This window comes from Stenotrophomonas sp. 107298_Sma, assembly GCF_056480345.1.
Map to the genome: position 1 here is coordinate 2,752,906 of NZ_CM151094.1, position 21,817 is coordinate 2,774,722.

Below are 21,817 nucleotides of genomic sequence, written 5' to 3' on the forward strand. Positions count from 1 at the left end.
CGAACGGGTGAAGTGCCAAGGGGCGGGAACACAGGTCGTCGGCATCTGCCTGCGCCTGCGGCCGGTATCCGGGCCGTGGGGGCGACCTGCGTCCGCACGGTGGCGGCCGCGTCGACACGGCAAGCCTTCAGGGGCGGGCCGCGGGACGTTTGCTGCATGTCCGGCGGCGGCGGCTGACCGGGAGTGACGGACACAACATAGTGGGGATGTTCCGAGCCGTCAACACAAGATGCGGTGATCGCGCGCCAACGCGACCATCGGTCGCAGGATGCCGTGTTGCACGTGCGCGGCCTTGTCGACGCTGAGCGCATCCCCAGTTCGGTACAACTTCAACTTTCATTGGAACACCGCCCATGCGCGCTGCCCTGTACTCCTCCTTCGGCGATCCAGCCCAGGTCCTCGCCGTTGCCGATGCCCCCCTGCCCGAACCCGGTCCCGGCGAAGTACGCATCCGCACCGTGCTGGCCTCGATCCACAACCACGATCTGCTGACCGTGCGTGGCCTGTATGGCTACAAGCCGACGCTGCCGGCGATCGGCGGCAGCGAAGCACTGGGCGTGGTCGATGCGCTCGGCGAAGGCGTCGACGGCCTGCAGATCGGCCAGCGGGTTGCCGCCGCCTCGGTGCACGGCACCTGGGCCGAAGCGTTCATCGCACCGGCGCGGATGGTGATCCCGATGCCGGACGCGATCGCCGATGAAATGGCCGCACAGCTGATCGCCATGCCGCTGAGCGCGTTGATGCTGCTGGAATTCCTGCACGTCGAGCAGGGCCAGTGGATCGTGCAGAACACCGCCAACGGTGCCGTCGGCAAATCGCTGGCGATGCTCGCAAAGGCGCGCGGCGTGCACGTGGCCAACCTGGTGCGCAATGCCGAGGCCGTGGCGCAACTGCAGGCACTGGGCATCGATCACGTGTTCGATACCTCGGTGGACGGCTGGAAGGACCGCGTGCGCGAAGCCACCGGCGAAGCGCAGGCCGCTGCTGCAGTCGACTCCATCGGTGGCGATGCCAGCGGCGACCTGGTCGACCTGCTCGGCCACCACGGCACCCTGGTCTCTTTCGGTGTGATGAGCGGCGAACCGATGCGCATTCCCGCCGGAGGCCTGATCTACAAGGAAGCCACGGTGAAGGGCTTCTGGGGCAGCAAGGTCAGCCAGGCAATGGCGGTGGAAGACAAGCGGCGGTTGGTTGGCGAACTGCTGAAGCGTGCGGCGAGCGGCGAACTGACCCTCCCGGTGGAGCAGATCTTCGCGCTGGACGACATCACCCAGGCAGCGAAGGCCGGCGCGGGTTCGGGCCGTAACGGCAAGGTGTTGCTGCGGCCTTGATGGGCTGGACAACCGGGGTCAGATCCCTTTCCGTTGGAAAGGGATCTGACCCCTGGGAGGAGTGCGGACCAACGGTCCGCACCCACCAAAGAGCGGTCCTCACCCACCGAAGCGCAGACCGCCCCATCGAGGGTGCAGACTTTCGTTAAGAACCTGTGATGTATAACTGAATGCGCTTTCGTCATTGGAAGGCGCACGTGGCTGCGTGCGGTACTGACGGCTCCTCCCCCGTTCGGCGTTGTCGCTTCCATGTACCGCACCACCCTGAACCTGCCTGCCAGCGCCATCGCGCTGGGCCTCATCGCCGGCGCTGCCGGCGCCGCTGAAACCGCCGACTCCGGCAAGGACAGCACCACCCTAGGCACCGTGCTTGTGACCGGCTCCAACATCAAGCGCAGCGATACCGCTGGGCCCAACCCGGTGCAGATCGTCAGCCGCGAACAGATCGAGCAGACCGGCCGCTCCACCCTCACCGACGTGCTGCGCAACCTGTCGGCCAACGCCGGCAACAGTTTCGACGAGCAGTACACCGGCAGCTTCGCCGCGGGCTCGGCGTCGATCGGCCTGCGCGGCCTGTCGCCGAAGAACACGCTGGTGCTGGTCAACGGCTATCGCGTCTCCAACTTCGGCTTTGCACTCAATACCCAGGACACCTTCGTCGACCTCAACGCACTGCCGATCAGCGCGGTCGAGCGCATCGAAGTGCTGAAGGATGGCGCTTCGGCAGTGTACGGCTCAGATGCCATCGCTGGCGTCATCAACATCATCCTGCGAAAGAACTTCCAGGGCGTGGAAGTCGGCGGTGGTTTCGGTACCGCCACCCAGGGTGGACTGGACGAGCGCAAGGCCAACCTGCTGGCCGGCTTCGGTGATCTGGAACAGCAGGGCTGGAACGTGCTGTTCGGGCTGGACCTGCTCAAGCGCGACCGCCTCGATGGCGATGACCGCGCCTATACCCGCAGTGGTGACTTCCGCGACAAGCCCGGTGGCCGCCTGGCCGGCTGGTCCACTGCCGGTGGCAACTGGCTGAGCAACCCCCGTGCACCGCAGCCGTTCGCCAACTGCCCCGACGGCAGCCAGCTGCGTCCGTACAGCGACTTCGGTAGCACCCTGCCCGGCCAGGCCTGCGCCTTCAATGCCCAGCCGTTCAAGACCCTGCAGCCCGGCGCCGAGCGCCTGCAGGCTTCGTTGAGCGCGACCTACCGCTTCAATGACAGCATCGAAGCGTTCGCCGACGTCCTGTACAGCCACAACAAGGCCGACCAGATCTTCAGCGCGCCGCTGACCGTTGGCCCCGGCCTGCGCGCCTACAACCCGGCCACCGGCACCCTGATCGACGTTCCGGCGGTGCTGCCGGTCGGTCATCCGAACAATCCGGGCAACACGCCGCTGCCGTTCGAGTACACCTTCTTCGATCTCGGCCCGCGACTGAAGGACAACACCCAGGTGTTCTACCGTGCCCTGGCCGGCGTGCGCGGCAGCGGCGAGCGCTGGGACTGGGAAGTGGCAGCGCTGACCTCGCAGAGCGCGCAGCGCGAGTACGTCGATAACTTCGTCAACCGCTACGCGTTCGAGCAGATCCTGCGCGATGGCAGCTACAACTTCCTCAACCCGTCCAGCACGCCGGGGGCGCTGGATGCACTGCGCCTGCAGACCAAGCGCCCGGGCTGGTACAAGCTGCACGCGTTGAACGTGAAGGCCTCGACCTCGCTGTGGGAGCTGCCGGCCGGTGCAGTCGGCTTCGCCTGGGGCGCCGAGTTCCGCAAGGAATCGCTGGATGCGCGTACCAGTGCGCAGGTGCTGTCGGGCACCGAACTGCGCCCGGCCATCAACGTGGTCAACGGCGAGCGCCAGGTCAGTGCCGCCTACGCCGAACTGAGCGTGCCGTTGCACCGCACGCTGGAACTGCAGCTGGCCGGTCGCGGCGACCGCTACGATGACTTCGGCAAGGCGTTCTCGCCGAAGGTGGCGCTGCGCTGGCAGCCGCTGGACAGCCTGCTGCTGCGCGGCTCGTTCTCACGCGGCTTCCGCGCGCCGTCGCTGCCGGAGATCGCGCCGGGCCAGACCGTCAGCTACGGCTCGGTGATCGATCCGCTGGATCCGCTGCAGCCCGGCGGCAGCCGTGGCGTGACCAACATCCGCACCGGCAACCCGGACCTGAAGGCCGAGCGCTCGCGCAATTTCAACGTGGGTGCCGTGTGGTCGCCGGATGGCGATACCAGCATCGGCCTGGACTGGTACCGCATCGAGCAGGACAACCTGGTCAAGCCGGACAGCGCGCAATACATCGTCGATCACCCAGAGTTGTTCCCGGGCCGCGTGCAGCGCGAGAACGGCCGCATCCAGTTCATCACCAACCAGTACGCCAACCAGGGTGAGCTGACCACCTCGGGGCTGGACCTGGACGCCAGCCGCACCTTCCGCACCGACGGCTGGGGCAACTTCACCGTGGCCGGCAGCTGGACCCATCTGCTCAGCTTCAAGCAACCGCTGGTGGCCGGCCAGGCGCCGTACGAAGGGGCCGGCAACAACCGCCACGGCGCACTGCCGCGTACGCGCGGCACGACCTCGCTGAACTGGGCGGTGGGCGACTGGAGCAGTACGCTGAGCCTGCAGTACGTGAGCGGCTACGACCAGCGCGTAGCGACGGCGACCAGCAACCCGGGATTGCGCGACCGCATCAAGCCCTATCACCAACTGGATCTTTACGTGGCGTACGAAGGCATTGCCAACACCACGCTGTCGCTGTCGGTGCTGAACCTGACCGACAAGGACCCGCCGTTCGATCCGGCCGGCGGCTCCAATGGCTTCGACATCAGCCAGTACAACCTGCGCGGGCAGTTCGTCTCGCTCGGCGCTCGCTACCGGTTCTGAAGCGGTAACGGGGCGGCGGTGATGCGCCGCCCCGTTCGCGTTGCCGGCCAGCGGCCGGCACTACCACCGCACCCACCGCATCAGCGGCTCAGATGCAGGAACTGCAGGTGCCGTTCGTACTGGCTGATGATGTCGTTGATGATCTGCTTGCGGCTGTAGCCCACCAGATCGTAATCCTGGCTGCCTTCGTACAGATGCACTTCGGCGCGGTAATAGCGCTGGTTGCGCAGCTGCTGTGCGGCGAACGACGGGGTCAGGTAGCCACTGAGGATTACCCGGTACTGGAAATCCTGCTGCTCGCCGTGATTCACCGACAGCTCCATGTCACCGGCCTCGAAGCGCGTGGCCACATCCCAACCCTGCCCTCGCAGCTGCTCGGCCACCGCCTCCATCGCCGGCTTCACGGTGTCGTCCATGAAGCGGTAGACCTGGTCGCGCACCGGGAAATGCATGGCCTGGGTCAGGCGCTGGCGCCAGCCCTGGTGGTGGCGGTCGTCGCCGATCAGCGGCGAAGGCCGGTATTGCTGCGCGCGTTTGCGATGCGACTCATCGCTGAAGGCGCGGGTCAGGCCCCACATCATCAGCAACAGCACCGCCGAGAACGGCAGCGACGCCAGCACCACCGCCGATTTCAATGCATCGATGCTGCCGGCCAACAGCAGGCCAGCGGTCAGCACCGCGATCACCGTGCCCCAGAACACACGCAGCCAGCGTGGGCCATCGTCCTCGGGCGCACCGCCATGCGAGGACAGCGTGGACAACACCACCGCCCCCGAATCCGCCGACGTCACGAAGAAGATGAAGCTGATCAGCACGGTCACCGCGATCACCGCCTTGCTCCACGGATACCCATCCAGCAGGGCATACAGCACGGTGGGTGGGTCATCCACCGCCAGCTGTGCCAACTGCTGCTGGCCATGGTGCAGCACCTGGTCCAGTGCACTGTTGCCGAAGATCGACAGCCACGCCAGGGTGAAGCCGAGCGGGATCAGCAGCACGCCGAACACGAACTCGCGGATGGTGCGGCCACGCGAGATGCGGGCGATGAACAGGCCGACGAACGGCGCCCAGCCGATCCACCAGGCCCAGTAGAACACCGTCCAGCCGCCCAGCCATTCGGGACGGCCGCCATAGGCGTACACATCGAAACTCTTGCCCACCACGCTACCGAGGTAGTCGCCCAGGTTCTGCATCAGCGTGCTGAGCAGGTACTGGGTGGGGCCGGCGCACAGCATGAACAGCACCAGCGCGATCGCCAGCAGCATGTTGATGTTGGCCATCCAGCGCACGCCCTTTTCCACCCCGGAAACGGCCACCGCCACCGCTGCGCCCATCATGGCGACCACCAGGATGATCTGCACCAGGTTGGAGTGCGGGATGTTGAACAGGTGCGACAGGCCTGCGTTGAGGTGCAGCACGCCGAAGCCCATGTCGGCGCCAATGCCGAACACGGTGGCGACAATGCCCAGCGCGTCCACGGTGTAGCCGATCGGGCCATTGATGCGCTTGCCGATCAGCGGGTAGAGGGCCGAACGCAGTGCCAGCGGCAGATTGTGCCGGTAGGCGAAGTAGGCCATCGCCATCGCCGCCAGCGCGAACACGCCCCAGCCATGCAGGCCCCAGTGCAGGAACAGCAGCTGCATGGCCTGGCGCGCACCGGCCTCACCGGCCGCCGGATCGCCTTGCGGCGGCTGCATGTAATGGGTCAGAGGTTCGGAGACGCAGAAGAAGAACAGCGTAATGCTGATGCCGGCGGCAAACAGCATGCCGGCCCAGGAGAGATAGCTGAACTCCGGCTCGTCATGGTCCGCGCCGAGCTTGATGCCGCCATACTTGGACAGCGCCACGCCGACCACGAACACCAGGTACAGGGTCATTGCCAGCAGGTAGTACCAGCCGACATTGAGGGCGGCCCAGTCCTGCGCCTTGACCAGAAGGCGGCCCGCACCGAGCGGGAACAGGCTGACGAACAGCGCGAACGCCACGACAACGATCGCCGCGAAGGCGAACACAGGTCGAAGGGTGCGCACCGGGGATTGTTGCGGCTCCAGTACTTCCATGGGGCGGCGTTCTCCGGTAGATCAAGGGGTTAGCCGACCGATTGTGGCTGAACCGCAGTGGACAGAGCATGAAGTTGCAGCCTGCGGTCACAGGCCCGGTCCACCATTCCGTGCTATCACGCGCGCGCCGAAGCGCGCCTGCAAGCGCAGCCGCGCGCGGACCGCGTGCATCGCGGCCACGCGCGTACTGTCCAATCACGACATCACATGCACCGCGCACAGCTTGTTGCCATCCGGATCGCGCAGGTAGGCCAGGAACAGCTGCCGCCCGGCCATGTTGCGGATACCGGCCGGGTCTTCGATGGCGGTGCCACCGTGGCTTACGCCTGCGTCCTGCCAGCCACGCACGGCATCGGCACTGTCCAGGGTGAAGCCGATGGTGCCGCCATTGGCGTGGCAGGCCGGCTCGCCATCGATCGGTGCGGTGACGATGAACATGCGGCCATCCTTGAAGTACACCAGCCGGCCCTTGTCATCGAAGACGCCCGGTCGTGCGCCCAAGGCGGTGAACAATGCATCGTAAAAGCGATGGGCGACGTCCATGTCGTTGGTTCCAACGGTGATGTGGCTGAACATGCGGGCACTCCCTGCGGAAAGACCGCAGTGTCGGCGAGCCCGGCGGTCATCGCAAACGCCCTGGCCATTGCCCCCTGCGCAGGGTTTGTCGTACACCGCTCGATCACACTATAATAGGAATCATTCTCATTAATGATCGATGCCGATGGCCGTGCCCGCCGCCTCCAGCACCGCGCTGGCGGGGTTCTACCGCGAACACCATGGCTGGCTGCTGGGCTGGCTGCGGCGCCGCACCCACAACGCCGATTGCGCCGCCGACCTGACCCAGGACACCTTCGTGCGCCTGCTCAGCCGTCGCGTCGATCCGACCGAACTGCGCCTGCCGCGTGCCTATCTCAGCACCATCGCGCACGCGCTGCTGGTCAACCACTGGCAGCGCGCGGATCTGGAGCGCGCCTACCTGACGGCCTTGGCCGCGCAGCCAGAGCCGGTGCATCCATCGGCCGAAGAACGCACGCAGGCACTGCAACTGCTGCATGCCATCGCCGACATGCTGTCCGACCTGGCCGAGCGGCCACGCCGTGCGTTCCTGATGGCACGACTGTCCGGCCTGGGCTATGCGGAGATCGGCCAACAGCTGGGCGTGTCCGAACGCATGGTCAAGAAATACATGGCGCAGGCGATGCTGCATTGCCTGCGCCTGTCCGGCGGCGCAACAGCATGAGCACCGCGCTGGCCAGCCCAGCACTGGAGCAAGCCGCCGAATGGTTCGCGCTGCGCGAGCAGGGCTGGAGTGATGACGAGCAGTACCGCTGGCGCGCATGGCTGCAGGCTGATGCCGGCCACGCCGATGCGTGGCGTCGGGTCGAGTCGGTCTGGCAGTCCTTTGCCCCCCTGTCAGCAGCAGCCGCTGCCACAGCGCTGGATGCCGCAGGCCGTCGCCGCCGGCAGGCTCTGCGCGGCCTCGGAGGTGCACTTGGCATCGGCGCGGTCTCGCTGCTGGGCCTGCATGGCCTGCAGGCACAACGTGGCCTGCAGACACAACGCACCGCCGCCGGACATACCGGGCACTGGATACTGGCAGACGGCAGCCAGCTGTGGCTCAACGCCGACAGTGAAGTCACGATCGACATCGGCAGCGACCGCCGCGCCCTGCATCTGCTGCGTGGCGAACTGCTGCTGCAGACCGGCCATCACCCCGCCTTCGCCGACATGCCCTTGAGCGTGCATGTGCCGGGCGCACGCCTGCAGCCGATCGGCACCCGCTTCGCGGTCGGTCGCGAGGCGCAGGGCAGCCGCTTGGATGTATTTGAAGGTGCCGTGCGCTGCCTGCCGCTGTTCGGCGCGGCGCTGAACATACGTGCTGGCGGTGCCGTGCAGATCGGCCCGATGGGTGGACTCTCCCCGGTGGCTGCGGATCCGTTGCGCGGTGACTGGCAGGAGGGACGCCTGCAGGTGCAGGACACACCCATGATACGGATCATCGATGAGCTGGCCCGTCACCATCAGGGCTATCTCGGTTGTGATCCGGCGCTTGCTGCATTGAAAGCCACGGCGGTGCTGCCGCGACTCGACAGCATGCAGGCACTGCAACTGTTGGCCCGCGCCCTGCCGATCCGCATCGAGCAGCGCTGGCCGTGGTGGACCGTCGTGCGTCCGCTTTGAAATCGCGGTTCCCTTTCTGTGCGCTCACCGGGCAATACAAGGGAACCCATTGCGGATGTTGCCGCCCCCATGAAACTGCCCTGCCCCTCCCCTCGCCCCCTGACCATCGCGCTGTGCCTGGCCCTGGCCTCCCCGTGCCTGCTGCCGGCCGCCGCCCATGCACAGGACACTGCGGCCGCCATTCGCTGGCAGATCCCGGCTGGCCCGCTCGACCAGGCCCTGACCGCATTCGGCCAGCAGTCGGGCCTGTCCATCGCTGCCGATTCGCGCCTGACCCGCGGCCGCCACAGCAAAGGCGTGCAGACCACGCTCGGCACGGACGCCGCATTGGCGCAGATGCTGGCCGGCACCGGCCTGGCCTTCCAGCGTGATGCCAGCGGCGTGGTGCTGCAGGCGGCGCCTGCCGCTGAAGCCGGCGTACGCCAGATCGGCACCCTGCGCGTGGCCGGCCAGGCCAGCGAAGGCGCTTCGCCGTGGGGGCTCGCCGATGCCGATGCGGTCTACCGCGACAGCGGCTCGCGCGTGCATCTGGACCGCCAGCAGCTGGAACGCTTCCGCGGCCAGTCGATCGGCGACGTGCTTGCCGGTGCGGTGGGCGTGCACACCGCTGACATTCGCAACGGCGGTGCGCTGGACGTCAACATCCGTGGCCTGCAAGGCCAGAACCGGGTGCCGGTGATCATCGACGGCGGCCAGCAGGCCATCGATGTTTATCGCGGCTACGCCGGCGTGCAGCAGCGCAGCTACCTCGACCCGGACCTGATCAGCGCGATCAGCATCGAGAAGGGGCCAAGCCTGGCCGCCAACGCCGCCAGCGCGATCGGCGGGGTGGTCTACATGGAAACATTAAACGTCGATGACATCCTCGATGATGGCCAGACCTGGGGCCTGCGCGTGCGCGGCGGCGTGGCCGACAACAGCATCGACCGCACCCGCAACTTCAAGCAGATCGCGCGTGGCAGCGACAACCGCAACAGCCTGCGCGACCCGCGCGACTGGAATGGCAGCGCGGCGTTCGCCCAGCGCGGCGAAGACTGGCAGCTGGTCGTGGCCTATGCGCGGCGCCGCCAAGGCAACTTCTTCGCCGGCAGCAACGGTGCGCATCGCTATGACAACCAGCACCTGTCCAGCGGCGGCACCGGCATGTCCAGCCAGGCGGTGTCCAAGCTCTTCCATCCGGGCGATGAAGTGCTCAACACGCATACCGACAACGAATCGGCGTTGTTGAAATTCACCTGGACACCCAACCCCGACCAGCGCCTGGAGCTGAGCCACCGCTACTTCAATTCGAGTTTCGGCGAGATCATGCCGTCGGCGATCGGACGCGTGGGTGAGTCCAACGAATGGGTGACCTACGTGGACAAGGCCAACACCATGTTCCAGTTCGAGCCGGGGAAAATGCGGGTCAATGCCACCTCGCTGCGCCACCGCTACCGGCCCGAGGCACATCCGTGGCTGGACCTGAGCAGCACGCTGTGGCTCACCACCGCCACCAGCCGCATGTTCAACAGCAACATCGCCAACACGCCGCTGTTCAAGGATGTGCCCTCGGACCAGATGCCCGACACGCTGGGCGAGACCTACGGCCCGGGCCTGCAGTCGGACGTGAAGACCCAGCGTTGGGGCGTGGACAGCAGCAACACCACTCGCTTCAGCAACAGCCTGGGCGATTGGACGCTGCGCTATGGCGCCGCCTTCCAGCATGAAGACACCGCGCCGAATTCGCCGGTGCTGCCGGTGGATTTCAACAACAACCGCTACCTGCGCTCGGGCACGCGCCGCGAAGCCAGCGTCGTCGCCTCGCTGCAGTGGCACCCGTGGGGCTGGCTGTCGCTGACTGCCGGCGGCCGCTTCACCGACTACCGCACCCGCGACCGCAACCGCGTCGCCTTCGTCAGCGAATCGCGTGACCTGCGCTACACCTTCGCGCGCCTGAGCAAGGGCGGCCAGCTGCTGCCGGGCTGGTACAAGGAGTGGTACCCGGATGCCCAGGGCAACTACACCTATGACTCGCTGCGCGCCACGCCCTATGGCGACAGCACGCTGGGCCAGGCCTACGATTTCGACGGATTCATTCCTGATCCGCGCGGCGCCAACGGTTTCTATACCAAGCAGATTCCCACCGCCTGGGGCTACAAGCCGGCGATCCGCCGTTCCGGCCACGGCTTCGCGCCGTATGCAGAGGCGCGCTTCAACCTCGACCAGGACATGTTCTTCTACGTGAAGTACGCGCAGGGCTGGAAGATGCCCAGCCTGTTCGAGTCGACGCTGGGCAACAGCACCTCGGCACCGGTGGCCGACCTGAAGCCGGAGAAGAACCGCTCGTGGGACATCGGCTTCAGCCTGCTCAAGCAGGACCTGTGGCGCGACGGTGACCGCCTGGCGTTCAAGGTGGCGTGGTTCAAGAACGATATCGACAACGCCATCACCCGCCGCTTCGATTCCAGCAACTGGGCCTTCTACGTCGACAACGTCGACAACTACACAGTGTCCGGTTACGAGCTGCAGTCCGGCTATGACGCCGGCATCGCCTACCTGGACCTGTCGGCCAGCTACTACCAGCGCGCGCGCACCTGCGATGCGGCTACCGCCAAGCGCCTGCGCGAAGGTCCGTATGCGAAGTGGAGCAAGCTGGACGCCACCCCGGACTGCGTGGACGGCGGCTTCGGCACCTCGTTCGTCAACGCGCAGAATCCGCCGAAATACTCGATCCACAGCACGCTGGGCTTCCGCCTGTTCGACCGCCGCCTGGATACCGGCATCCGCCGCACCTACAACAGCGGCCCCACCCATGAACTGGACAAGCCCTGGAACACCACCGGTTCGACCGGCCTGCAGAACATCTACCTGCCGACCGCGATCTATGACTTCTATGCGCGCTGGCAGTTCACCCCGCGCAGCGAAGTGGAGCTGGTGGTCAGCAACCTGCGTAACACCTACTACATGGACACGCTGGCGATGAGCCTGATGCCGGGCCCGGGCCGCACCACGCGGCTGAACTTCACCGCACGTTTTTAACTGCTACAGAAACAGCAACGCCCCGGAGCTATCCTCCCCGGGGCGCTTGCTTGCGGCGGCTCACGTTCTGGCAGGTACCAACCTGGGTTGGCACAGCGACGCGTTACTTCGCGTTACTTCGCGGTACTCAGCAGCAGCACCGCGACGGTGACCAATGCGATGCCGACCCAACCGATTGGACGCAGGCGGTTGCCGAACAACAGGCGGCCGCAGGTGGCGGTACCGATCACGCCGATCGCTCCCCACATTGCATAGGCGGTGGCCAGGTCCATGTAGCGCACCGCCTGGCCGAGCAGGGCGAAGGCGATCCAGACGAGGACGATCGCACCGACGCCCCAGCGCCAACGACGGAAACCTTCCGACTTGGCGACCATCATGTTGGCGGCGACGTCGATCAGCGCAGAACAGATCACGAAAAACAGGGCCAGGGTGTTCATCAGTGCGCCTCCCCGAGGGTGACGCAGACGATGCCGACCACTGCCAGCACCAGGCCGGCCAGCTGCTGCAGCGACAGGCTTTCACCGAAGACGGTGAGGCCGACCACGGTCAGCAGGGTCAGGCCGAGGCCTTCCCACACTGCGTAGGCCACGCCCACGGCGATGCGGCGCACCGATTGCGCGAGGAAGAAGTAGGACAGCGCCAGCGCGCCGGCCATGATCAGATAACCGGTCCAGCCGCCATCGCGGGCGGCATGGGCCATGAACGAGGTGCCGACCACTTCGGCGATGATCGCCACGGTCAGGCAGGCCCAGGCGACCAGCGCGCCACGGGCGGGAACAGTACGGGACATGTGAAACTCCTTGGCGGGCGGGGACCGCGCCGCCTTTTCAATAGATCCACGCCGTGCGTGGAGGGTCCGGAACGCCCCGCAGACGGGGGCGATGGAAGCCAGTATCATCGCTTTTTACGGTGGTATCAAAATAGATCCCATCGACAGGAGCGATGGATCAATGCCCTACTCCCCTGAATCCCTGCAGGCTTTCGTGGAAGCCGCAGCCCTGGGCTCGTTCTCGGCAGCGGCGCGACGCCTGCGCAAGACCCAGTCAACGGTCAGCACCGCCATCGCCCACCTGGAGGCCGATCTGGGCGTGAGCCTGTTCGATCGCAGCGGGCGCTACCCGCAGCTGACCGAGGCCGGGCGCCAGGTACTTGGGCACGCGCAGGAAATCCTGGCTGCCGATGCCCGCCTGCAACAGTTGAGCGTGCGCCTGGCCGCGCCGGTCGAGCCGCGCCTGACCGTGGTGTTCTCCGATGTCTACCAGCTCGATCCCGAGCAGCGGATCCTGCAGCGCTTCGCCGAAGCCTTCCCGGAGATCGAGCTGGAATGGCTGGATGCCGAGGGCGAGGATGTGCTGGATCTGGTCGGCAGTGGTCGCGCCGGGCTGGGCCTGCTGCCCAGGCAGGAACGCTATCCCGATGGGCTGGTGGCCCGACCGTTGGCGCACCACAGCGAGGTGTCAGTGTACGTAGCGCGCGAGCACCCACTGGCCAGCGCCGGCCGTCGCACCGCCGCACAACTGGCGCGGCATAGACAGGTGCGCCTGAGCGCGGAAGTCGACCAATCCCGCGTGGTCACCGGCCTGGCCTGGACCGCCACCGACTACCTGATGGTGATGGAGATGGCCGAGGACGGCCTCGGCTGGGCCGAGCTGCCGCGGGCGCTGGTGCAGCGCTATGACCGTGGCCGGCTGGTGGAACTGGTGCTGCCCGGCTGGCCACGGCGCATCCACAGCGACCTGCTGTGGCGCCGTGATACGCCGCCGGGACCGGCCGCACTATGGTGGGCCGACGCATTGGGGTGAGGTAGTGCCGGCCGCTGGCCGGCAATCCCAGTGTCCCGTGGTTGCCGGCCAGCGGCCGGCACTAGCGATCAACGATGGGCGAGCGCGTAATCCAGCGCCGAGCACACCGCTGCCACCTGCGCGTCATTGCACTGCTGCGGGGTCGCCCGCGGGCTGTCCGGGTAGACCTCGGTGGTGGTGGTGTACTTCGCGCCAGTGATGCCTGCACACAACGCCAGCTTCACCAGCGGGTACTCGATCACGCCATGCGCCACCACCGCTGAACCGATGATCTCGCCCTTATCGTCGGCCGGCGCGATGTGGGTGACCTTCTCCACCGCAGCGATCACCGCCTGCTGGAAGGCCGCCTGCGGGTTCTCGCTGTCGTCCACCAGGTAGAAGCCATCGGGAATCAAGCCCGGCTCGAACGGCTTGCCGTCACGCGCGGCCAGCGCCGGGCGGAACTCGCTTTCGTCGCTGTCGGTGGTCTCGTGCAGGTCGATGTGCAGCACGAACTGACCCTTGATCGGTGCGATCAGCTCGATCAACGCGGTCGACTCGCGGGCCGGGCCGTCGACACGGAAGTTGCGGTTCGGATCGATCGCATCGAAGTTCCAGCGGTTGATGCGCTCGAAGCCCCACGGATTCACGCACGGCGCCACCAGCAGGTTGGCCTTGCCGGCGTAGTCGGCGGCGTGCTTTTCGAGGAATTCCAGCGCGCCCATCACACCGCTGGTCTCGTAGCCGTGCACGCCACCGGTGACCAGGGCAGCCGGCAGCGCCGGGTTCCAGTCGCGGCTGCGCAGGGCGAACAGGGTGTAGGTCTCGCCAGCGTAGTCGAGCTGGCCATAGGCCACCTTGTCAAAGCGCGAGGCCAGCGCCTCGATGCGCGGCAGCACCTCCTCGTCATAGCGACGCAGGCGCTGCTGGCGGCCACGCCACAGCTCCCGTTCCGCCGCTCCCCACGGCTGGCCAGGGGTTCCGACGGGATAGAAAGCGGCTTGGGACATGGCGGATCTCAGCGAGTCAGGAAGCAATCAGACACTCTATCACCGGGGCCTCGGCATGGACTGCAGACGCATTCCAATAGCGAATGGAATCAGCAATAATTCTCATTTACGACCTTCCACAGCCCGCACCGATGCCCATCCACGCCCTGCAACCGGCCCGCCTGCCCCTGGCCGCAGCCCTCGCCCTGTGCCTGCTCCCGGCCACCCACGCCTTCGCCCAGGACGGCGCCACCACGCTGGACAGCATCCAGGTCTCCGGCAGCTGGCTGGGCACCGGCCTGCATGACAGCGTCAAGAGCTTTGCCGGCGCACGCACGGTGGTCGACCGCCAGCGCATCGAGGCCAGTGGCGCGGCCAGCATCGGCGATGCCATGCGCCGCATCCCGGGCGTGCAGGTCACCGACAACTCCGGCACTGCCGGCAGCTCGGTGTCGCTGAACATCGGCGTGCGTGGCCTGACCGGGCGCTACTCGCCGCGCTCGACCGTACTGCTCGATGGTGTGCCGCTGGCGGTGGCGCCGTATGGCCAGCCACAGCTGTCGTTCGCACCGACCAGCCTTTCCAACATCGAATCGATCGACGTGGTGCGCGGTGGCGGCGCGGTGCGCTATGGGCCGCAGAACGTGGGCGGCATCATCAACTTCAGCACCCGCGCCATTCCCACCGAAGCCGGCATGCACGGCGAAGCCGGCATGCGCTACACCGCCTACGACCACGGCGGCGGCGACAGCACCCAATACAACGCCTTCCTCGGCGGCACCGGCGACAACGGCCTGGGCGCGGCCCTGCTGTACTCCGGCCAGGACGGCCGTGGCTGGCGCCAGGGCAGCGATGACCGCTTCAACGACCTTGCGCTGAAGTTCGCCTATGCCATCGACGAACAGCAGGAACTGCGCGCCAAGCTCTCCTACTACGATGTTCGCTCGCTCACCCCGGGCGGCCTGACCCGCACCCAGTACGAAGCCGACCCGTTCCAGAACACGCGCCCCACCGATTTCTGGAAAGGCCACCGCACCGGCATCGACCTGGGCTACACCAACACGCTGTCGGCCAACAGCGAGTTCGAGGTGTTGGCCTATTACAACGAAAGCACCCGCGCCAGCTCGCTGATCAACGCCGCCAATACCCAGCTGACCGTGCAGCCGCGCGATTACCGTGTGCTCGGCATCGAGCCGCGCTATACCCAGCGCCTGCACTGGGGCGCCAGCGTGCACGACATCACCGCCGGCTACCGCTTCCTGCGTGAGCGCGGCAACGACCGCAGCTACACCGTCACCCGCGGTACCGGCGTGGCCAGCGCCACCAACCGTTTCGACAACGCCACCGACGCACATGCCTTCTACATCGACGACCGCATCGCGATCGGCCAGTGGCGGATCACCCCGGGCGTGCGCATGGAGTGGATCGACATGGACCGCCGCCAGGCCGGGGGTGCGGCGACCTTCAGCAGCCGCAACGACAAGGCCCTGCCTTCGCTCAACATCGCCTACCTGCTGACCCCGCAGCTGACCGTGTTCGGCAACTACACCACCTCGTTCGGGCCGGTGCAGAACATCCAGCTCAATTCGCAGACCGCCAGCAACCCGCTGAACCCGGAAATCGCCAGGACCACCGAACTCGGTGCGCGCTGGCAGGACGGTGCGCTGCGCGCGGAAGTGACCGTGTTCAAGATGCGCTTCGACAACCAGATCCTGCAGGTACCGGGGATCACCCCGCCGACGTTCCAGAACATCGGCGCCACCGACCACAAGGGCGTGGAGAGCGCGCTGGAGTACCGCTTCGCCGAGGACAGCGCTCTGGCCGGGCTGGAGCTGTATGCCAACTACACCTGGACCAAGGCGATCCAGCAGTCCGGTGACAACCGCGGCCTGGACGTGCCGTTCTACTCGCGCGACACCGACAGCGTCGGCGCCCGTTACGCACTGACCGGCTGGACCTTCAATGTCTCCAGCACCCACCAGAGCGGCCAGTTCTCCGACGCCGCCAACACCTGGGCCGAGAGCGCCGATGCGCGCGTGGGCCGCGTGCCGGGCGTGCGCCTGTGGAACGCGCAGGTGGCCTGGCAGGTGCCGGGACTGGGTGACAGCGAGATCGCGCTGGGCGTGAACAACCTGGCCGACAAGCGCTGGTATACCCGCAACGTCGATGGCAACGCCGGTCGCATGGTGGCCGCGCCGCGCACGTTCTACGTGCAGGGCCGCTACCGCTTCTGAGCGGGTAACCGCCCGATGCAGTGACGGTGGCGATCACGGTGGCGGCGTATCATGCCGCCACCATGTCACCGTCTGCTTTGCCATCGCGCCTGCATCTGGCCTTCCAGGGCCTGCGCCTGCGGCTGCGCGGCAGCGACCTGTGGTTCATCGCGCTGGCCCTGCTGGTCGGCCTGATCGCCGGCTACCTGACCCTGCTGCAGTCCGGCATCGCGCGCTGGCTGCAGGGCACCCTGTACGGGCTGGACGAAGGCATGCGCCTGAGCTCCCTGCCCTCGCTGACCTGGACTGCGCTGCTGGTACTGCCGCTGGGTGGCCTGCTGGTGGGGCTGGTCAGCCTGGCCGCGACCCGGCTCAAGCGGCCTCTGCTTGATGCGGTGGAAGCCAACGCCCTGCATGGCGGACGCATGTCGATGCGCGACAACCTGATCGTGCTGACCCAGACTCTGCTGTCCAACGGCTGCGGTGCCTCGGTCGGACTGGAAGCGTCGTACACGCAGATGGGCGCTGGCAGCGGCTCGCAGCTGGGGCGGGTGATGCGCCTGCGCCGCAACGATGTGCGCATCCTGGTCGGGGCCGGTGCCGCCGGTGCCATCGCCGCCGCCTTTGGTGCGCCGCTGGCCGGCGCGTTCTATGCCTTCGAGATCGTCATCGGCGCCTACACCCCGGCCGCGCTGGCCCCAGTGGCGGTCGCTGCATTGGCTGGCGCATTCGTCGCCGACCAGGCCGGCATCGAGGCCTATCTGCTGCCCGCCGCCTCGACCATTGATGTGCGCGCCGCCGACTACGCCATCTATGGCCTGCTGGGGTGCTGCTGCGCGATGGTCGGCATCGCGGTGATGCGGCTGATCGCTTCGATCGAAGGCACGGTCAAGCGCAGTCCGTTGCCGCTGTGGGGCCGGCCGGTGGTCGGTGGCCTGCTGCTGATCCCGCTGGCGCTGGCCAGCCCACAGGTGCTGTCGTCCGGCCATGGCGCACTGCATCTGGACCTGACCACGCACCTGCCACTGATCTGGATCGGCGGCCTGCTGACGCTGAAGTGCCTTGCCTCGGGCATCTCGCTCGGGTTCGGCTTCCGCGGCGGCCTGTTCTTCGCCTCGCTGTTCATGGGCACCCTGGTCGGCGCCCTGTTCGCCGGCCTGCTCGCCATGGCCACCGGCGTGCCGGTGATCGACGCCACCTCGGCCGCGCTGGCCGGCATGGCCGCACTGGCCGCTGCGGTGGTCGGCGCACCGATGACCATGGCCATGCTGGTGCTGGAAGGCACCCACGACTTCCTGCTGACCAGCGTGGTGATGAGCGCGGTGCTGGTCTCCAGCACGCTGGTGCGGCAGTGGTTCGGATATTCGTTCTCGACCTGGCGCATGCACCTGCGCGGCGAGACCATCAAAAGCGCGCGCGACGTGGGCTGGGTGCAGAACCTCAACGCCGGCCGGCTGATGCGCAAGGGCGTGGCCACCGCGCCGGCCGACCTCGACGCCGCCGCCTTCCGCCAGCGCTTCCCGCTGGGCTCGGGCAGCCGGGTGATCCTGATCGACAGCGAAGGCCACTACGCCGGCATCGTGCAGATTCCGCGCGTGTACGGCGACGGCGTGAAGCCGGAAACCGCCATTGGCGAACTGGCCGAGAACCGCGACGTGTCACTGCTGCCGAGCGCGGACGTGGTGACCGTGATGCAGCGCTTCGACCACACCCAGGCCGACGAACTGGCCGTGGTCGGCACCGACGGCCAGGTGCAGGGCGTGGTCTCCGAAGCCTTCGTGCGCAAGCGCTACGCCGAGGAACTGGACAAGCGCCAGCGCGAACTGATGGGCGAGCGGGTCGAGGACACCGACTGATCTTCAAAAAAGGGACGGAGGGGATCAAGTCGTTTCTGGCACATCTGGATATCCACGCGTTGGCGTGGAAAGACTGTCACTTCGGCGGGGTAGACTGCGGCCATGCGCTTCATTGAAACCTTCCAGGCCGGTCCCTTCGCCGACACCGTGGTCAGCCTGCTGGCCGCCTTCGTGCTCGGCACGCTGATCGGCGCCGAGCGCCAGTACCGGCAACGCACCGCCGGCCTGCGCACCAACGTGCTGGTGGCAGTCGGCGCCGCCGCCTTCGTCGACCTGGGCATGCGCATCGCCGGCAGTGCCGAGGCGGTGCGGGTGATCTCCTACGTGGTCTCCGGGGTCGGCTTCCTCGGTGCCGGCGTGATCATGAAGGAAGGCATGAACGTGCGCGGGCTGAACACCGCTGCCACGTTGTGGTGCTCGGCGGCGGTCGGCAGCTGCACCGGTGCGGACATGTTGGCCGAGGGCGTCCTGCTGACCGTGCTGATCATCGCCGGCAATACCCTGTTGCGGCCGCTGGTCAATGCGATCAACCGCATCCCGATCAACGAGACCGCCACCGAGGCCACCTATGAGGTGCGCCTGAGCGTGGATGCAGAAGCCGTGCCGCGCGTGCGCGAGCGCCTGGTCGATGCGCTGGAAGCTGCGCAGTATCCGGTCGGTGATGTGCAGGTGGTCGAGCATGCCGATGCGCCCACCGATGTGATCGCGGTGCTGGTCAGTACCGCCGTGAGTGCCGATGAGCTGGACGTGGTGCTGGCACGGATGGAACAGGTACCGGGCGTGCTGCATGCCACCTGGGAAGTCAGTACCCGCGATTGAGGGGGCTGCGCGGGTTCACCCACCCGCCACGCGCTGCTGGGCCCGCAACAACTTGCGGAATGAACCGCACTGGCGTGCATCCTGCGCTTCCGGGCAGGCCGCAGCGCGTTGCAGGTGACGGCGTATCCGCTGCAGCTGGCTGATCTGCCGCTGCAGCACGTCAGCCTGCGCCAGCAGGGCCTCACGATCCAGCGTGATGCATCCGCGTTGAGGTGGCAGCGACACCCCGATCTGCTGCAGTGACAGCCCGGCCGCCTGACCGAGACCGATCAGCGCCAGCCGTTCCAGCACCTGCTCGTCGTACTGCCGGCGCAGGCCACGGCGGCCCAGCGACTGCAACAGCCCGAGCTGTTCGTAGTAACGCAGGGTCGAGGCCGGCACGCCACTGCGCTTGACCACTTCGCCGATATCCAGTTCACGCATGGGCTTGACCTCAAGTCGCCTTCAAGCGTCAACCTATGGGCAACTTCCCGGCAGGACAAGGCCATGGCCAGCACATCCCCCGTTGATCAGAATGCGCTCTGGAATGGCCCCGGTGGCCAGATCTGGGTCGCCCAGCAGGCCATCCTCGATGGCCTGTTCCAGCCGATGGCCGACCTGCTGGTGGCCGAACTTCCGGAAACCGTCACGCAACTGCTCGATATCGGCTGTTGCACCGGCGCCAGCCTGCTGGCCGCCGCAGCGGCTCGCCCTGCCGCGCACAGCACCGGCCTGGACATCTCCGCGCCGATGTTGGCTCTGGCCCGGCAGCGCGCTGAAACAGCGGGATTGGACGCGGACTTCATCGTCGCCGACGCGCAGCAGCATCCGCTGCCCTCCGCGCACTTCGACTGGATCCAGTCACGCCTGGGCGTGATGTTCTTCGAGGACAGCCAGGCCGCCTTCGCCAACCTTCATCGTGCCGCAACGCCAGGCGCGGGCCTGCGTTTCATCGCCTGGCGCAGTGCCGACGAGAACCCGTTCATGACCACGGCCGAACGCGCCATTGGTGATGAACTCGAGCTGCCACCCCGTGCGCCTGGCTCGCCGGGCCAGTTCGCCTTTGCCGATGGTGACCGGGTACAGCGGCTTCTGCAGGCGGCCGGCTGGAAGGACGTCGAAGTGGTTGCGGTCGACCTGCCCTGTTCGATCGCCCGCGACGAGCTGCCGACCTATGTCGGCCAACTTGGCCCGCTGGGACTGGCCCTGCGTGCGATGCCGGAAGACCGCGCCGACGCACTTCGAAGCAAGGCGCTGGCCGCGTTCGCGCCCTTCATCGAAGGCGACCGGGTACGCGTGGATGCCGCCTGCTGGCTGGTCCGCGCCCGCGCCTAGAGATAGGGGACGGAGGGTATTAAGTCGTTCTTGCCCCTGCGGTGCCGGAAACGACTTAATCCCCTCCGTCCCCTTTTCCTTCTACAGCGCCTCGCCGGCGTCGGCCAGGCGTGATTCGATCAAGGAATACCACTGCTGCAGAACGTCGATGAGCATGTCCAGCTCGGCGTCGGTGCGTTGGGCGCGGCCACTGCGCAGGCAGGCCTGGGCTTCCTGCAGCTGGGCGAGGAAGCCGGCCACGGTATCGGCCTGCAGGATCAACCCCGGCAGGCGACGCCCGGGAATGCGCACCACGGCATGGTTGCCGAGCTGGCCATACACACTGAGTGTGGTTTCCGTCTTCATGGAAAGAGGCAGGAATTGGGCGTTCATCGTGCACCGTATGCAAACCTGAGCCGCCGGCAGGCGGGGACAACGGGGGAGACGTGGCCACGTCCTGCCGGCGGTCAGGGGGACTCGGGATGCCGGGGCCCTGCCCCGGCGCAGGATTCTCAGCGTGGCTGTGCCACGCCCGCGATCTGCACGCGGCGGTTCGGGGCCAGGCACGCGATCAGCTCGCGACGATTGCGCTGGTCGCACTGCACGACCGGCTCCGCCGCGCCACGTCCTTCGGCACTGATGCTGGTAGCCGGCACTCCACCCTGCACAAGCGCCATGCGTACCGCTTCGGCACGTCGCTGCGACAGGTTCTGGTTGTAGCTGGCACTGCCAATGCGATCGGTGTAGCCGGTCACCCGGATCGACTGCACCTGGCTGGCTTCGCGCACCTGTGCCAGCACGCCCTGCACTGCTTGCTGCCCCTCGGCGCTGAGCACCGCGCTGTCGAAACCGAACAGCGCGTCGGCGGACAGGCGCAGCGGCTGCTCCGGCAACGGCGCCGGTACGGGCGGGGCCGGCGGCCGCGGCGGCTCCAGCACCGCCGCACACGATTCAGGCTTCCAGTAGCCGCCCTGGGCGATGCCCTTGTTGTCGAATCGCACCTGGAACTGGCAGGTGAAGTACTCCGCACCCTGCGCAGTGCGGAAGTTGAACAGGTAGTTCCACTCGCGCACGCCCCACATGCCTTCGTTGAAGTGCGGCGTACCCAGCAACGTGTACAACTGGCGCTTGCTCATGCCCGGTGCGAAACGGCGCAGGTCGGCGACGTCGGGATAGATCCCTTCCTTCAGCGAGGCCTTCGAGGCCTCCGGGAAGTGCACGGCGGTGGCTTCGGCAGGACCCTCGGCGGCCGGCGCATGGCTGCGGCAGGCGGCCAGCAGGCCCATCCCCAGGATCAGGCCCAGCGCGGCGGCCAGCTGGCCGGCGCAGGCGATGCGATGCTGTTTCATGTCATTCCCCCTATGGACGTTTCCGCGATGCCGGGCCGCGGTTGCGGCCCGGC

General features: G+C 67.1%; 18 protein-coding genes. 10 read left to right on the plus strand and 8 right to left on the minus strand.

The features are described 5' to 3' along the window. Positions 1–353 precede the first annotated feature (353 nt). Together ACZK2G_RS12965 and ACZK2G_RS12970 are read left to right on the plus strand one after the other, a co-directional pair. Entirely contained in the window at positions 354–1,331 is a 978-nt protein-coding gene (locus ACZK2G_RS12965) for a zinc-binding dehydrogenase (RefSeq protein WP_046987062.1), read from the plus strand. A gap of 249 nt (positions 1,332–1,580) precedes the next feature. After that, entirely contained in the window at positions 1,581–4,205 is a 2,625-nt protein-coding gene (locus tag ACZK2G_RS12970; protein WP_478473537.1) for a TonB-dependent receptor, read from the plus strand. A gap of 80 nt (positions 4,206–4,285) precedes the next feature. Here the strand turns inward: ACZK2G_RS12970 and betT are convergent, their stop codons facing one another. After that, entirely contained in the window at positions 4,286–6,265 is a 1,980-nt protein-coding gene (gene betT, locus ACZK2G_RS12975) for a choline BCCT transporter BetT (protein WP_046987060.1), read from the minus strand. 195 nt (positions 6,266–6,460) lie between these two features. Beyond that, the gene (locus tag ACZK2G_RS12980; RefSeq protein ID WP_006372781.1) at positions 6,461–6,841 is read right to left on the minus strand and encodes a VOC family protein; all 381 of its coding nucleotides are present in this window, start codon (positions 6,839–6,841) and stop codon (positions 6,461–6,463) included. A gap of 145 nt (positions 6,842–6,986) precedes the next feature. Between ACZK2G_RS12980 and ACZK2G_RS12985 the strand changes: the two genes are divergently transcribed. The 3 genes from ACZK2G_RS12985 to ACZK2G_RS12995 all read left to right on the plus strand — a co-directional run bounded on the left by ACZK2G_RS12985 (position 6,987) and on the right by ACZK2G_RS12995 (position 11,464). Beyond that, a complete protein-coding gene (locus tag ACZK2G_RS12985; RefSeq protein ID WP_478473538.1) occupies positions 6,987–7,505 on the plus strand; it encodes a sigma-70 family RNA polymerase sigma factor in 519 nt (172 codons plus the stop codon). Further along, positions 7,502–8,446, plus strand: coding sequence for a FecR family protein (locus ACZK2G_RS12990; protein ID WP_136637853.1), 945 nt, complete (start codon positions 7,502–7,504; stop codon positions 8,444–8,446). The genes ACZK2G_RS12985 and ACZK2G_RS12990 overlap by 4 nt, the downstream gene beginning before the upstream one ends. A gap of 69 nt (positions 8,447–8,515) precedes the next feature. After that, positions 8,516–11,464, plus strand: coding sequence for a TonB-dependent receptor (locus ACZK2G_RS12995; RefSeq protein ID WP_478473540.1), 2,949 nt, complete (start codon positions 8,516–8,518; stop codon positions 11,462–11,464). 113 nt (positions 11,465–11,577) lie between these two features. On the opposite strand, the gene ACZK2G_RS13000 is transcribed toward ACZK2G_RS12995, so the two are convergent. Continuing rightward, complete coding sequence (locus tag ACZK2G_RS13000) at positions 11,578–11,901, minus strand: DMT family transporter (protein WP_136638069.1); 324 nt, start codon at positions 11,899–11,901, stop codon at positions 11,578–11,580. Further along, positions 11,901–12,254, minus strand: a complete 354-nt coding sequence (locus ACZK2G_RS13005) for an SMR family transporter (RefSeq protein ID WP_136638070.1) — start codon at positions 12,252–12,254, stop codon at positions 11,901–11,903. The genes ACZK2G_RS13000 and ACZK2G_RS13005 overlap by 1 nt, the downstream gene beginning before the upstream one ends. Positions 12,255–12,414: 160 nt before the next feature. Here ACZK2G_RS13005 and ACZK2G_RS13010 point away from each other — a divergent pair, with 160 nt between their 5' ends. Continuing rightward, a complete protein-coding gene (locus tag ACZK2G_RS13010) occupies positions 12,415–13,266 on the plus strand; it encodes a LysR family transcriptional regulator (RefSeq protein ID WP_136638071.1) in 852 nt (283 codons plus the stop codon). Between the two features lie 68 nt (positions 13,267–13,334). On the opposite strand, the gene ACZK2G_RS13015 is transcribed toward ACZK2G_RS13010, so the two are convergent. Further along, positions 13,335–14,255 (minus strand): M14 family metallopeptidase, encoded by a 921-nt coding sequence (locus ACZK2G_RS13015; RefSeq protein ID WP_136638072.1) that lies wholly within the window; start codon positions 14,253–14,255, stop codon positions 13,335–13,337. 131 nt (positions 14,256–14,386) lie between these two features. Between ACZK2G_RS13015 and ACZK2G_RS13020 the strand changes: the two genes are divergently transcribed. From ACZK2G_RS13020 to ACZK2G_RS13030, 3 genes are all read left to right on the plus strand, one after another. Continuing rightward, positions 14,387–16,468, plus strand: coding sequence for a TonB-dependent receptor family protein (locus tag ACZK2G_RS13020; RefSeq protein WP_478473541.1), 2,082 nt, complete (start codon positions 14,387–14,389; stop codon positions 16,466–16,468). 62 nt (positions 16,469–16,530) lie between these two features. After that, positions 16,531–18,303 (plus strand): chloride channel protein, encoded by a 1,773-nt coding sequence (locus ACZK2G_RS13025; protein ID WP_253079516.1) that lies wholly within the window; start codon positions 16,531–16,533, stop codon positions 18,301–18,303. A 102-nt stretch (positions 18,304–18,405) separates the two neighbouring features. Continuing rightward, positions 18,406–19,122, plus strand: coding sequence for an MgtC/SapB family protein (locus tag ACZK2G_RS13030; RefSeq protein WP_046986984.1), 717 nt, complete (start codon positions 18,406–18,408; stop codon positions 19,120–19,122). Between the two features lie 15 nt (positions 19,123–19,137). Here the strand turns inward: ACZK2G_RS13030 and ACZK2G_RS13035 are convergent, their stop codons facing one another. Next, on the minus strand, positions 19,138–19,545 hold the full coding sequence (locus ACZK2G_RS13035; RefSeq protein WP_478473543.1) for a MerR family transcriptional regulator: 408 nt from the start codon (positions 19,543–19,545) through the stop codon (positions 19,138–19,140). A gap of 63 nt (positions 19,546–19,608) precedes the next feature. Between ACZK2G_RS13035 and ACZK2G_RS13040 the strand changes: the two genes are divergently transcribed. Then, positions 19,609–20,436: a class I SAM-dependent methyltransferase gene (locus tag ACZK2G_RS13040; RefSeq protein ID WP_478473545.1), complete on the plus strand. Its 828-nt coding sequence runs from the start codon at positions 19,609–19,611 to the stop codon at positions 20,434–20,436. A gap of 81 nt (positions 20,437–20,517) precedes the next feature. On the opposite strand, the gene ACZK2G_RS13045 is transcribed toward ACZK2G_RS13040, so the two are convergent. Together ACZK2G_RS13045 and ACZK2G_RS13050 are read right to left on the minus strand one after the other, a co-directional pair. Beyond that, the gene (locus ACZK2G_RS13045; RefSeq protein ID WP_248298412.1) at positions 20,518–20,781 is read right to left on the minus strand and encodes a DUF6959 family protein; all 264 of its coding nucleotides are present in this window, start codon (positions 20,779–20,781) and stop codon (positions 20,518–20,520) included. A gap of 146 nt (positions 20,782–20,927) precedes the next feature. Further along, positions 20,928–21,764 (minus strand): OmpA family protein, encoded by an 837-nt coding sequence (locus tag ACZK2G_RS13050; RefSeq protein WP_295379864.1) that lies wholly within the window; start codon positions 21,762–21,764, stop codon positions 20,928–20,930. Positions 21,765–21,817: the final 53 nt, after the last annotated feature.